Below are 14,283 nucleotides of genomic sequence, written 5' to 3'. Positions count from 1 at the left end.
TTATTCTGAAAGACCTTTTCTAAAACCGAAATAGGCAGGTTTGGGTTCCAGTTTTTCATCATAAATGGTAGGCCAGTCTTTAAGGTCAAAAAACGGATTGATCCAGGTATCGCGGTCTGTAAAATCCCAGAATGTAATCCCAAACTGCTGCGAAACCGGCACTTCTTCCTTATAAATTTTTGCAACCATCTCATACTTTTGAGCCTGTTGCTCTAACATTTTTGGGGTGACGCTGCTGTACAATTGCTCCCCACCTCCACGGGTATCATCGTGCGTATTGAAGATGATATCCAGTTCCGAAAAATGAATTTTTAATCCGGTTGCAGCCATCTTACGCACACTTTCACGTATTAGACTATCGGGAATATCCATACGCAGATGCATTTGAACCCCAAGGCCGGTAATGGGCACATCATCTGCCTTAAGTTCTTCAATCATTTTAAGCACTCCGTTAAGTTTTGCCGTATCACGCTCCAGATTAAAATCATTGTAGAATAAATCTGCTTCAGGGTCTGCCTCGTGAGCGTATCTAAAGGCATTCGCGATGTATTCCTTTCCTAATTTGTTGTACCAAAGGGTTTTTCTGTACTCGCCACCCTGCGTATCAAAACCTTCATTAACCACATCCCAGGCAGCTACTTTCCCTTTGTAACGGCCCACGTAATCCTGAATGTAGGTCTTAAGAAAATCATCCAGCCAGAGGCTATCTTCTGTACCCTTTTGAAAAACCCAGCGCGGTGTCCCCGAATGCCATACCAAAGTATGGCCAAAAAGACGCAAATCATTTCTTTGGCTAAAAGCTACCAGACTATCTGCGCGATCCCACTTGTAGTTTCCTTCTTCCGGAGCAATAGCGTACATCTTCATATCTGAAGTAGCGGTAATACTGGTGAAGTTCTCGAGAATAATGGCTTCTAATGCGGTATCCTGCAGCACCTGCCGTATTTCAACGGCTCCACCAATGGGAAATGAACTGAAGTCTTTCAGACCTTTTTTTTCTTCAGATTTTTCTGAAACGCATCCGATAAAAAAGATCAGACTTAAAATCATTAATGTGGAGTAAGCTGCTGCTGTTTTTTGCATTAGTTCATTTTTGTAATTAGTAATTGGATTGTCCTGTATGATAGTTGTAAAAATCCCAAACCTGATGCGCCACGGCGCGGCCAAGCTCCAGACCGGCAATATTATCTGCCTGTATGTGATAGCCGCCCATTACCCGGGAAATCCCGGCCATTTCTGCGGCTTGCGTAAAGGTGGGAAAATCAAGAATGATGGGCTCTCCCAATGCCTGAGGCTCTGTTAAAGCACCCGGAACCAATTCTACCTGCACGTCCAGATAGTCACTGCCGGTCCATAATTTTAAAAGTTCGGCGCAGGCACCGCTTATGGTACTGTGACCGGAGGTATAGCTGGGAAAGGGCGGGCAAAGAAAAGCCGAGGGTGAATAAGGTCTCCATTCTTCTCCTTTGATCGTGCCGGTACCCAGGCCGGGGCCTTTCCATCCGGTGATTTCTTTTCCTTTGAAATAGTGATGTACCAATGCAAAAGGTCTGGCAGAGTCGTAAAACATTTTAGAATCCCAGGAAGCAATAAACGCATCCATAGCCGTAACCTGATTGGCAAAAAACATTTTGACATCCTCATCAAGGCTATGATTGTCACGTTTTGAAACCTGCTGGGCAAACTTAAGCCAGTGTCCTGCCTGTTGCACAGATTGCGGACCATCACGCATAAATTCTACAAGTGCACGTTGCTCGTCTGTAAGATTGGCCTGCAGTTCAACCACCTCTTCCACTTCTTTTTGAAGCTGTTCTGATCCTACTTTGGGGGGTGGCCCGGGTCTGAACTGATCGGCACTCTTAAGCGCGATTGGTTTTACCAGTTGCCAATACGGTGTAAGGCAGCTGGGTGCAAATTTTTCGCCGGAATCCCGTGTAAAATACTTGGGTTGCCAGCGGTCGTAATCGTTGAGCTGATCTACCGTATTTACCGGTTTGTAATTTGTATAATCTGAATAAGGTTTAGAAAATCCTTCTACTTCCCCGTATTGATTAGAACCATCATGGTAACGGGCTTTAATGGTTGCCTGCGCCGCCAGATTGCCAATACCTACAGCTGTGGTGGGATCTAAAGAAGTATCATCAGGATCGTACCCCAGGTGCAGCATAAATTTTTTAAACTGAAGGCTGTCGTAGGGATAATATTCTCTTAAGGTATGATAAGCAGCATAGCTTATTGCCTTTTCTTTATTAACCAGAGTTTGTGCTTCAGACGGAAACTTATCGTAGCCCTCCATATAAACCGGGATTGCCGCATCATCAAAAGCAGACCAGGCGTCAAAAACCGCTACAAAAATCAGAGCGAGAAAACGGGAAGTTACTGTTGGCCGGGGAGCGATACGATCGGTATCGTTTGCGGTAGCCAGTATAGCCATTTCAGACCATTGGTAGGCCAGGTTCTGATCATCCATATCATCAAGACGATTTTCTAAAGTCATCACAGGCACATAGTCCTGCGCATTAGCGATAACCGAACTGAAAACCAGCACTAAAACCAGCAGGCTGAAGCGCTTTTTAGAAATGAAAAATTTCATAATAAATTCTTAAAAAATAACATATAAAGAAACAAAATTATATTTAGTGTATAAAAAACACCTGTATTCTTTTTTACAGAAATCAGTTCACTTTTAACGCCTGAAGGTAATCTGAATTTTTAGCCGCTAAAATATAGTCTTCAGAGCCCTTGCGATAAGGCTTAAGAGCTTTTACATCTCCCGGAAGAAAAACACCGCTTTTTGCCGCTCGTATTGCTGCAAAACCACCTTTACCATCACCCGCCAATAGCACCCCTTTAAAAGCATCGTTTCGGGGAGTTTCAATCTCAGACTGGTATAAATTACCGGCCAGAAGAGCATCCAGGTTTCCGTCGTTATTAAAATCCTTAACAACAATACCGGTTACACTAGACAATTGCGCAGCACGAGGCAATTCATGCACAATCATTTTACCCTCATCATTTTCCAGATAGATACTAGCGAAGGATTTTACCTGATAATGCAAGGCGCTGTTCAATAACTTTTCAGGATATACCTCATCTAAAGTAGCTTCAGAAAAACTCGCGTAGTCTTTAAATTTCTGTTTTATGCCCGGAATTTGCTGCGAGGAGCACTGTCTGCCACGCAAGGGATATTGCTTACCGTCATTGTAATAGCCGAGTACAATGTCCTGGTTTTCGTTGCTGTCAAAATCCCCGGCATAGATATCAAATGGTTCTTCTTCTGAAGCTTTGTATTTATAATTAAGTCCGTTATTGCCTAACAGATAATCAACATCTCCATCCCCGTCAAAATCACCTGAAGCAATACTCCACCACCATCCGGTGGTATCTTTAGCCGGTAGGACCTGTTTAGAAACCTCAACAAAACCGTTTTCGGTATTTTCAAATAAACGTATGGGCATCCACTCCCCTACGATGATGATATCAGGTCTGTTATCTCCATTAAAGTCGGAAACAGATGCGGCTGTAGCCATGCCTAAATTTTTAAAAGCTTCGGGTTGCATATCTTTTGCGACTTCAAATTTAGGATTAGCCCTGGTCCCGGTATTTTTCAGCAGGTATGAAGATGCCGGGAACGGATATTTCCCCGGAGTCTGGCGACCCAAAACCAGAAGATCCTGTTTCCCATCACCATCAAAATCTTCCGCATAAACCCTGGCACCACTGGATTTTAAATCAGGCAGGGCACCTTCAGCAAGGCTAAAACCGCCTTTACCGTCATTTAAATACAAGCGGTCATTAAGCAATGGCGAACTTTGATCAAACTCATAACCACCGCTTACCACATACAAATCCTGGTCACCATCCCCATCTGCATCGAAAAATGCAGCATCGATGTCTTCATAGATTTTATCTTTCGTAAAAGCGGCTACAGCTTTGCGGCTTATTCCCGACTGCTCCTGGATAAAGAGCGAGGCTTCCTGATCTTTTGCACCTCCTAGAAAATAATCCTGCAAACCGTCATTATTAACATCGCCAACTGCTAAAGCAGGACCAAATTCAGACATTTTATGAGGTAGTAATACCTGATTTTTAAAATCATCATAGGTATTTTCAGTGTGTAAATAATCTGGAAACATGCCCTCCCCGGCCTGAGCAAACAGCCTTTCATTCTGAGGCTTTAATAGAGACGCATCGGGTTGTACTGCGTTTTTTTCGTCAAAAACCAATTCCTGATTTGCTGTAACATCCCGAAGTACTTCTTCTTTACCACTCGTCCACACCACACGAACTTCATCAATGTTTTCGATCTTGTTCAGCCCAAAATACAATACAGGCGCCACCGAGGATTGAAAACCTCTGGTAAGGGTAAGCTCCTGCATTTGAGTCGTATCGCCTGTCTTCAAATAGATACGATTACCAATACCCATGGCATTGGCACTTTCGCCTTTAAACTTTATCCGCAAAAAATTTGAACGCTCTGAAGACTTATTGTTGAATATCGAAGCGGGATCGTCAATATTGTTTGTGACCAGTTCCAGATCGCCATCGTTATCCAAATCTGCGTAAATACCGCCGTTTGAGAAACCTTTAAAACTGATATTCCAGGAGTCATTGGCCTTTTCAAAAGCATAATCGCCTTTATTCTGAAACATAAAATTGTCGAGCTTTTCTTCAGGGATGTTTTGGCTCCAAAACAGTAAACTATCCTGAGCTATGCCGCCTTTCTCTTCAATACGGTTGAAGTAATCGTTATCATTGATTTCGCGACGTGTTCCGTTTGTGATGAACAAATCTTTGAGACCGTCATTATCAAAATCGGCAAACAAAGGTCCCCAGCTCCAGTCTGTGGAAGATGTTCCGGTTATTCGGGAAATGTTTGAAAAATCGGGTATGCCTTCCGCATTAAAAACCCCGTTATTCATCTGCATGCAATTGTGCATGTATTGATAATGAAACCCAGCATCTACCACACTCCAAAACAAATCGGCATTCATACTCGCCATATTGGCCTTTTTGCGCCGGTTGATTTTAGCATCCATATCGGCCTGAAAGAAATCGAGCAGACCATCGTTATTGAAGTCGGCAATGTCAACCCCCATCCCGTAAAATGCAGTTTGTGCCGTGGCCTCTTTAACCACTTCACTAAAATTGCCGTCGCCTTTATTGAGATACATCATGTCTGGCGAATTGAAATCGCTGGAAACGTAAATATCGGGCCAGCCATCGTTATTTAAGTCGCCTATAGTTGCGCTAAGCGAAAGGCTGTAGGATCGCAAACCGGCTTTATCGGTCACATCTACAAAGCCGTTACTGGTGTTTTCGTAGAGGTGATCGGTTTGCAGGTCTGAAGGATTACGCATATACTGCTCATAGACCCAGGTTGGTGAACTGAATTTGGTAGGAGGATAATTAGCCTGATACATATCGAGGTCGCCGTCTTTATCGTAGTCAAAAAACGTTGCCTGAATACTGTTACCTTCATCAGCCAGTCCATAAGCGCTAGCTTGCTCTGTAAAGGTGTTGTCCTGATTATTGATGAATAACTGATTAGTTCTGGGTTCAAATTTTCCGCTAACCGAGCAATAGATATCGAGGTAACCATCCCCGTTGACATCGGCCATCGTCACCCCGGTGTACCAGCGGCCATCTCCACCCACACCTGCGGGCAAAGTAATGTCTTCAAATTGCAGATTTCCCTTGTTGAGATAGAGTTTATTCTGCACCTGATTTCCGGTAAAATACAAATCTATAAGCCCATCATTGTTGATATCTCCAGCCGCAACACCACCACCCATATAAATATAATTGTAGGTGAAATAGTTAAGCGAATCGTTTTCGGTTAATGTGTTTGTGAACGAAACTCCGGTAGCTTCTGCCTCAAGACTTTCGAAAATTTTAAAATCTTTAGCGTCAGCCTTATCTGCTGCTTCCTCTTCTTTCCCACAGGAAATCAAAAGCTGAAGACAACAGGCAAGTAAAACAATTCGCAAACTAAGGTGTATCATAAAAACAAAGGTTTCAGAAAAAGATAAATGCTGTAAAACACGGAAGCAACACTATAAAAATAGTGTTGCTTCTGTGGTAAACCAATTCAAATTAATAACCGGGATTCTGATCGTCCTGACTAATTGCGTCATTGGCACTTATTTCCCTATCCGGTATAGGCCAAACTTCATGTTTCCCTTGTTGGAAACCGGTACCTGCTAGTTCTGTGCTTGCGATACCCCATCTGATGATATCATCAAAGCGAACCTGCTCACCGGCTAGCTCCACTTTACGTTCGTGTACAATTGCGTCAAAAACCTGTTGCTTACTAAGATTATCATCTATAGGGTCAAGCTCTGCGCGCTCTCTTACACGATTGATGAGAGTAATAGCTTCCGGAGTACGGTTTGTTTCATTGGCAGCCTCAGCTTTCATCAATAACACATCTGCATAACGAATCACTTTAAAATTGATACCAGATTCCTGCTCTTCTGCATTACGACGGTAATAATTCTGATATTTTCTCCATCCTGCAGGACGTATTCCCGCTGTTGTTGATAAATCACTTGCTACAATCACACCCTCTCCATTGTTGTATGTGTCGCCTTCAAAGTAAAAGTTTTCGGCTGAGCGAATATCCCCTTCTTCATATTCATCTAATAAATCCTGTGATGGGTATACATTAAACCAATCTAATACTCCATAATCCTGACCTCTAAAGGTAGACTCATTAAAGCCCTGTGCGCTAACATTTGAATCCCATTTATTAGCTGTACCAATGGCGCGGTCAAATTCAATTTCAAAAAGAGACTCAATTCCGTGTTCTGTTTCTTCCTTGAAGTTGTCAAAATAATTATCCTCTAAATCGTAACCGGTGATATCATCAAAGGCATCATATGCCAGATCATATTGCTTTTGAAACAAAAGTGCTTTACCCAGGTAGGCTAAAGCCGCACCTTTAGTTGCTCGCCCATTCAATTCTTCACCTCTTGCAAGTAAATTATCTGCTGCAAAACGAAAATCTTCAATAATCTGGGCAAAAACTTCGTCACGCGTAGCACGTGGCAAACCTTCTGAACTTTCAGGAAGACCACTAAACAACGGCACACCACCAAAACGTGTGGCTAGTAAGAAATAATAATGACCTCTTAAAAACCGTGCTTCCGCTATATATTTATTTTTCAGTCTTTCTGATAGAATAGATTCCGGAATTTCATTGATACGATCAATGTTTGAAATTACAAAATTAGCTTTGTTCACACCTTTAAAACAACTATCCCAAAAATCAGCAATCTCGGTGTTACTCGAGTCAAACGTAAACCTACTATAGGTTAATTTGTTTGCTTCCTGCTGTGGATTAGGACTGTTATCCTGCCCCATGTTATCATACATGTAAAATAAGAGTCGACTGTAAAGCGCATTAGTTTGATTTTGAGCATAAGAAGCGTTTACTGCAGATCGAACCTGTCCCTCGTTTGTGAAAAATGTTTCAGGACTTAAAGCATTTGGATTAGTAAGTTCCAAATTACTTTCGTCGCAAGACTGTGTCACCACAAAAACCAGGGCAAACAGTGCAAAAATTTTATAGTTTTTCATAATTCTTTTTTTTAAAATGATACATCAAAACCTAGTAATACAGAAACCGGCTGCGGATAATCCCCACGATCAAAACCAACCTCTCCTGCTCTACTTACTACTTCAGGATCTAAACCGGAGTAGTTTGTCAGCGTTATTAAGTTTTGACCGCTCATATATACTCTTAATCGTTTAACAAAATCAATAACCGTATCATCAAAAGTATAACCCACGCTTAGATTTTTAAGACGCATAAATGAACCATCTTCTACAAAACGGTCTGAAGCGACAACGTTCTGTGGTGCTCCATCGTAACGCGGTATAGAATTCGATGGATTTGTCGGAGTCCAGCGATCTAAAACCTCAACTCCGGCATTAAACAATCTGGTCATACCTTGTAAATCATAGATATTCGTGTTGTAAATATCATTACCTGCGACGCCATTAATAAACAAATTGAAGTCAAAGTTCTTATAACGGGCATCAAAATTTAAACCATAGGTTAAATCCGGATATGGATTACCTATAATCTGTCTGTCAGCAGAGTTAATGGTACCATCATTATTGATGTCTACATAACGTATATCACCTGGCTGCACTACATCTTGATCTGGATTTGCTGTAAAAACAGCGTCTACTTCAGCTTGATTTTGATAAATACCATCGGTAACTAAACCATAAAAGTGAAACAGAGGTTCTCCAGGTTCAGCTCTTATAACACGCTCTCCTTCGAAACCATCAAAGAAAAACTGTTCTGTACTTCCACCAAGGTCTAAAACCTCGTTTGTGCTGGTTCCCAGGTTTACATTAACAGACCAGGTAAAATCACCGTCATAATCGTTATATCCTAAAGCTAATTCAACCCCATTGGTTTGAACCGAAGCAGCATTGGAAGCAACAGTTGAACTACTATATCCAAAAGAAAGAGGAAGCTGAATATCTACTAATAACTCATCACTTTGATTTCTATAATACTCTAATGATGCTGTAAACTTATTATTTAGTGCGGCAAAATCAAGACCTACGTTAAGCATGCTGGTCTCTTCCCATTTTAAATCGGGATTTGCCAAGCCGTTAGGAGTGGTACCTATAGCAGCTACACCTGCCACCGGGTAAACAAAGTCACTAAATAAGGTAGTAGAATATCTGTAATCAGCAATTCGGTCACTACCAGTTATACCATAACTCCCTCTGAGTTTAAGGGTACCAATTTCACTATCATTCATAAAATCCTCTCGAGCTATGTTCCAGCCTAATGAAAATGCGGGAAAATTACCCCATCGATTGTTAGCTCCAAATCGAGAAGATGCATCTCTCCTGAATGAGGCTGATACGATGTATTTATCATCATAATCGTAATTTATACGGGCCAGATAACTCAAACGATTGTTCTCAAAAGTTGTACTTCCCGCAGCTTGTTGTTCGCTACCTAATTCTTTGATATCATTAGTAATGGTATTACGCGCCTCTGCACTAAAACTTTCAGTTTTACTTGTGTATTGCTCAACCAAGGCAAGTGCTTCTAAGTTATGAACGTCATTAAACGTTTTTTTATAAGTCAAGCTATTGTCAAATGTAATTGCCTGTCCTCTGGTACTTCCTCTTAGAGCAAATGCAAAGTTTTGGAAGTGGGTAGCCCCTAAATCATCATCATTAAAAGCCGGAGTAAACTGATTAGTCAATCCGTCAAAAAAGTCAAGACCTACCTGAGATCTTACACTTAACCCGTCTAGAATCTCATATTCTGCATAAACGTTTCCTATTACAGCTACGTTTCGGGTTTCAAAATCACTAAGTGTTTGAACCCGCACCGGGTTTTCGGCATCCTGACCATCAGCTGCACTGTTAGGCCCTTGAAAACCACCTAAATTTTCATCGTTATATATATTAAGATAGGGAGCAGCCTTTATAGCGTGTTCAATTAAAGAACGACCACCGCTTTCTAAAATAGGTTTAGTTTTACTAAACGCAACCGACATCGTTTCACCTATTTTGAAGTTACCGGTAGTATATTGAGATGTAGCTCTAAAAGAAAAACGCTCAAAACCAGAATTAATAACAGCTCCTTCCTGATCCTGATAATTGGCTGAAAACCGATACGTACCGTTTTCATTACCTCCTGAATAAGCAGCATTATAATTCTGAATGAGACCAGATTCAAAAATAGCGTCCTGAAAGTTTGTGTAATTATTTAAAAAATCTGCTGGTCGGTCGATATTAGCACCAATTTCATTAGCAAATTGCAAATATTGATCGGTATTTAGTGTATTGTAACGCTTGTAGATCGTTTGAAATCCACTGTAAGCATTAAAAGAAAGTGTTCCTCGTCCCGGTTTTCCACTTTTGGTAGTTACTAAAACAACACCATTAGATCCTAAGGATCCGTAAAGAGCAGTAGTTGATGCATCCTTTAATATGGATACTGATTCGATATCATTTGGACTGATACCGGAAAGGTTCCCTACAATAACACCATCAATAACATATAGTGGATCATTATTACCAAAAGTTCCGAGACCTCTAATACGTACATTGGGTGATGTACCCGGCGCACCTGCATTGGTTACCGTAACACCCGGAGCTCTACCCTGTAAGGCAGACTCTGCGTTGGTTACCGGTAAGGCATCTATAGCTTCAGAATCAACTGTTGAAATAGCACCGGTAACTTTGGTTCTGCTTTGCGAACCATAGGCGACTACCACTACATCTTCCAAAGCCTCTGCAGACTCTGCCAAAGTAATATCGAATGTTGTTTGCGAACCTACAGTAAGTTCCTGGTTTTCAAAACCTACATAACTAATGAGGATTTTATCTGTTGATGCAACTCCATCGATTGAGAACATCCCGTCAAAATCTGTTGATGCGCCTTTATTAGTCCCTATCACAGCTACAGAGGCACCTGGTAGCGGCATTCCTGACGGATCCTTAACGGTACCCGTGATGGTTTTTGTTTGCGCAAGTAAGTCTGCGCCGGTGAGCAGCAGAACAAACGCAAAAATTGCAAGCTTAATTTTGGTCATATTGGTGAATTTTGAGTTTAACTTTTAAAAATTAAAATTCCAGATTAAATAATACATCGATTTCGTAGAACGAACACCTGAACTATTCTTCACAAAAGTATTTGCACCCGTCTGATTGCAATAGAACAAATGATGCAACCTCTTTAAATTTTGTTGCATCATGGCTTCAGAAGTCTTGAATAATGGGGATTTCTTGATTTTTAATGTTCAAAGTAAGTGGAGCATCATTTGTAATTGCCTACTTTGGTAATAGCTGGTAATCCAGCTAATTTTTGATCAAATTCCCTACTTTTAAACTGATGAAAAACATACTTTACAATAGCCTTTTTATACTTTCAATCTGTTTTTGTTTAACAGGTTGTAAAAAGGATAGCAAAGAGCAAAAAGAATACGCGCATACCAATGCACTGATAAACGAAACCAGCCCTTATTTGCTAAAACATGCGCATAACCCGGTGGACTGGAATGCCTGGAGTGATACGTTATTTGATTACGCGCGTAAAGAAAAAAAGCTGGTTTTATTGAGTATTGGCTATGCCTCTTGTCACTGGTGTACGGTTATGGAAGAGGAAACCTTTTCTAATGACAGCGTTGCGGCGTTTATGAATACCCACTTTATAAATGTTAAAGTAGATCGGGAGGAACGCCCGGACGTAGATCACGTTTATATGACCGCGCTTCAACTGATGCGTGGCTCAGGGGGCTGGCCCTTAAATATGATCCTCCTACCCGATGGTAACCCCGTTTATGGAGGCACCTATCACACCCGGGAGGAATGGATGACCAGTATTAAGCTGGTAGATAGTCTCTATAAAAAAGACCCGGAGCGCGCACAGGAATACGCGAGTGAAGTAACGCGTCGCATTCAGGAACTCAACACAGCTACTAATTCAGCCTCCGTTAAAACAATTGACAACGAAACAACTACCAGCTGGGTTAAAAACTGGCAAAAGGATTGGGATTTAAAACAGGGAGGTTTTGGCAACGGCCAAAAATTTATGCTTCCTTCCGGTCTGAGCTATCTTTTAGACTTTGCTTATTTGAATCAGGATGCAGAAACCCTAAAGTTTACCGAACTTACCCTTAATAAAATTGCTCTTGGTGGCGTTTATGATCATCTCGAAGGTGGCTTTTACCGCTACAGTACAGATGCCGAGTGGAAAGTTCCGCATTACGAGAAAATGCTCTACGACAATGCGCAGTTGATAAGCCTGTATTCTAAAGCCTATAAAATTTTTAAAAATCCGCTTTACAAACAACGCATTACTGAAACGATTGACTTTCTAAACGCCCGGTTTAAAACTTCAGGCGGAGAATACATCGCTGCTCTGGATGCCGATCTGGATGGTGAGGAAGGTGCCTATTATGTATTTACTCAGGAAGAACTGGCTAAAGTTTCGGAACAACCCCTACTTTTTAAAAAATACTACAACCTCGATTCTCAAAGATCAAATACTGAAGAAGCTTATAATTTGTATAAAACCAAAACCGATTCGCTTTTCGCTAAGGAAAACAACCTGAGTACAGCCGAATTGAAAAGACTCACTTCTTCCTGGAAAAAAGACCTTAATACCCTAAAAGCCAAACGAAAATTTCCGCTTAAAGATGATAAAATCATAATCTCGTGGAATGCGTTGATGATCGAATCGCTGGCAGATGCCTTCAGCGCCACGGGTACTTTCGATTACTTGAAGCAGGCAGAAGAAACGTATAAGGTTTTGACGGAAAAAGCCCTGAAAAACGGACAACTTGTACATTCGTATAAATCGGGTAGTAAACCTGTAGCAGGTTTTTTAGATGATTATACCTATCTGAGTTCTGCCGGGCTAAAACTGTATACCCTCACCGGCAACCTCCAATACCTTGAGGATGCTAAAGAACTTACGGTTGAAGCCCTATCCAAATTTCGGATTAACGATTCGTCGTTTTATAAATACAACAGTCAGGATAATCTCATTGCTCCCATCGTAATTACAAATGACGGAGTTATGCCCTCGGCTAATGCGGTAATGGCTAATAACCTCCTGTTACTCGCCAACATCTACTACGATGATGATTTAGCAGCCAAATCAAACGCGATGCTCAACGCTATGATACCCGAAATTGAGATAGCCCCTGATGCTTATGCACACTGGCAGTCTGTTAGCTTAAAACGCGTATTTCCATTCTATGATGTAGCGCTAACGGGACCTCAGAGTCAAAATTTTAGCCGGGATCTCAACAGCCGTTACCTTCCTAATACACTGATCGTTTTTGAGGAAACCGAAACGGACATTCCTATATTTGAAAGCCGGTATGTTGCAGGAAAAACCCTGATTTATATTTGCGAGCAACGCACTTGTAAATATCCTGTAAGCACAGTTTCTGAGGCTTTGGGATTGATGAATCATCAGTTCTTTCCTTAAAATTTTATGCGTTAACAACTAATAATCCATTTTAGAATCGGTTTAATCAATTTGAGATCGTAAACTATCTATCTTACTTGTAAAATTTAACTTAAAACGAAATCAATCGATTGCGTATAAAATTAAATAAGTACCTTATGCCTGAAAACGAATAAGTTAATTACATTTTTCAGGTATGATTTTTCCATCTAAAGCTAAATTTCGCCTATTCCTATTTTTAGGATTCTTAAACTTCTTAGCCTGTACAAATCCGCTTACACCAACCTACGAATTTAAAGAGGGAATCATATATATTGATGGATTTGTAGGTACCACTGAGGGTTCTTCATACGTCAATATAACCGAATCAGATGTTGCTCTTTATTACAGGAATATTTTTGTAAGTGGCGCCACTGTTTTTTTCGTCAATGAAGTCACAGGCGAGAGAGTAGCCTTGTTTGAAGAGGATTTTCAATATATCCCTGAAGATTTAAGCTTTAAGGGAACTGTTGGTGAAAAATGGTATTTGGAAGCCAGTCTGCCCAATGGAAAAACCTATTTCTCTGAGGTTGAGACAATCAATCCTTCTGTCCCTATCAAAAGCATAAGTGCTGTATTTGATGATGAACTGGAGTTTAGTGAAGACTACGATGACTATATCCCGGGGCACGAGATTTTGATAAGTTTTGATGATCCGCCCAATCAGGATAATTATTATTACTGGCGTCATAAAACCTACGACAAGGCTCGCATTTGTCAGGTTTGCGTCGAAAGTAAATTTAGAGACGGAGCCTGCGTACCCGATGAGAACGTAGAGTATTATACCTATTGGTGTGAATCGGACTGCTGGCAAATAGATTATGGAGACAAAATCAATATCTTTTCAGATAGTTTTTCTAATGGAACCACGACCTCTGCACTATCAATAGCTCAGGTTCCCTTAACCAGAAAAACCAGGATCCTTGTTGAAATACAGCAATTTTCTTTGACACCAAAGGCTTATGAGTATTACCGGGCTATCAAGGATCTGGTAGATAATAACGGGGGGTTCAATGCGCCTTTGCCTGCAGCATTAATAGGAAACATGTATAATCCGGAAGACCCGGATGAATTTGTATTGGGAAGGTTTACGGCCGCTTCGGCATTTACCCAATCTATTATGATAGATCGTACCACAGTTGAAGCGTCTCCCATAGAAAACCAGATAATGCCCAGACCAGAGCCACCACCTACGGGCCCAGGCCCCAGTTACTTGTACGCCCCTTGTGATGAAAGCAGACACAGAACAGCAATACAACCGGAGGGATGGATCGACTAGT

7 protein-coding genes are annotated in these 14,283 nt (G+C 41.2%); 2 read left to right on the top strand and 5 right to left on the bottom strand.

Annotated elements, in window-relative coordinates:
* The 5 genes from ACSSS3_RS13965 to ACSSS3_RS13945 all read right to left on the bottom strand — a co-directional run bounded on the left by ACSSS3_RS13965 (window position 1) and on the right by ACSSS3_RS13945 (window position 10,580).
* Window positions 1-1,083, bottom strand: a complete 1,083-nt coding sequence (locus ACSSS3_RS13965) for an endo-1,4-beta-xylanase (RefSeq protein ID WP_442845149.1) — start codon at window positions 1,081-1,083, stop codon at window positions 1-3.
* A gap of 16 nt (window positions 1,084-1,099) precedes the next feature.
* Window positions 1,100-2,593: a vanadium-dependent haloperoxidase gene (locus ACSSS3_RS13960; protein WP_442845148.1), complete on the bottom strand. Its 1,494-nt coding sequence runs from the start codon at window positions 2,591-2,593 to the stop codon at window positions 1,100-1,102.
* An 82-nt stretch (window positions 2,594-2,675) separates the two neighbouring features.
* Window positions 2,676-6,005: a VCBS repeat-containing protein gene (locus ACSSS3_RS13955; protein WP_442845147.1), complete on the bottom strand. Its 3,330-nt coding sequence runs from the start codon at window positions 6,003-6,005 to the stop codon at window positions 2,676-2,678.
* Between the two features lie 91 nt (window positions 6,006-6,096).
* Window positions 6,097-7,581: a RagB/SusD family nutrient uptake outer membrane protein gene (locus tag ACSSS3_RS13950; RefSeq protein ID WP_442845146.1), complete on the bottom strand. Its 1,485-nt coding sequence runs from the start codon at window positions 7,579-7,581 to the stop codon at window positions 6,097-6,099.
* A gap of 11 nt (window positions 7,582-7,592) precedes the next feature.
* Entirely contained in the window at window positions 7,593-10,580 is a 2,988-nt protein-coding gene (locus tag ACSSS3_RS13945; protein ID WP_442845145.1) for a SusC/RagA family TonB-linked outer membrane protein, read from the bottom strand.
* 299 nt (window positions 10,581-10,879) lie between these two features.
* Here ACSSS3_RS13945 and ACSSS3_RS13940 point away from each other — a divergent pair, with 299 nt between their 5' ends.
* Window positions 10,880-12,985: a thioredoxin domain-containing protein gene (locus tag ACSSS3_RS13940; protein ID WP_442845144.1), complete on the top strand. Its 2,106-nt coding sequence runs from the start codon at window positions 10,880-10,882 to the stop codon at window positions 12,983-12,985.
* A 175-nt stretch (window positions 12,986-13,160) separates the two neighbouring features.
* The gene (locus ACSSS3_RS13935; protein WP_442845143.1) at window positions 13,161-14,282 is read left to right on the top strand and encodes a DUF4249 domain-containing protein; all 1,122 of its coding nucleotides are present in this window, start codon (window positions 13,161-13,163) and stop codon (window positions 14,280-14,282) included.
* The last annotated feature ends 1 nt before the right edge of the window (window position 14,283 follow it).

The sequence above is a fragment of the Leeuwenhoekiella sp. H156 genome (genome assembly GCF_052218455.1).
In the GTDB taxonomy this organism is placed as follows: Bacteria; Bacteroidota; Bacteroidia; order Flavobacteriales; family Flavobacteriaceae; genus Leeuwenhoekiella; species Leeuwenhoekiella parthenopeia.
This window is presented reverse-complemented; position numbering and strand designations above follow the sequence as displayed.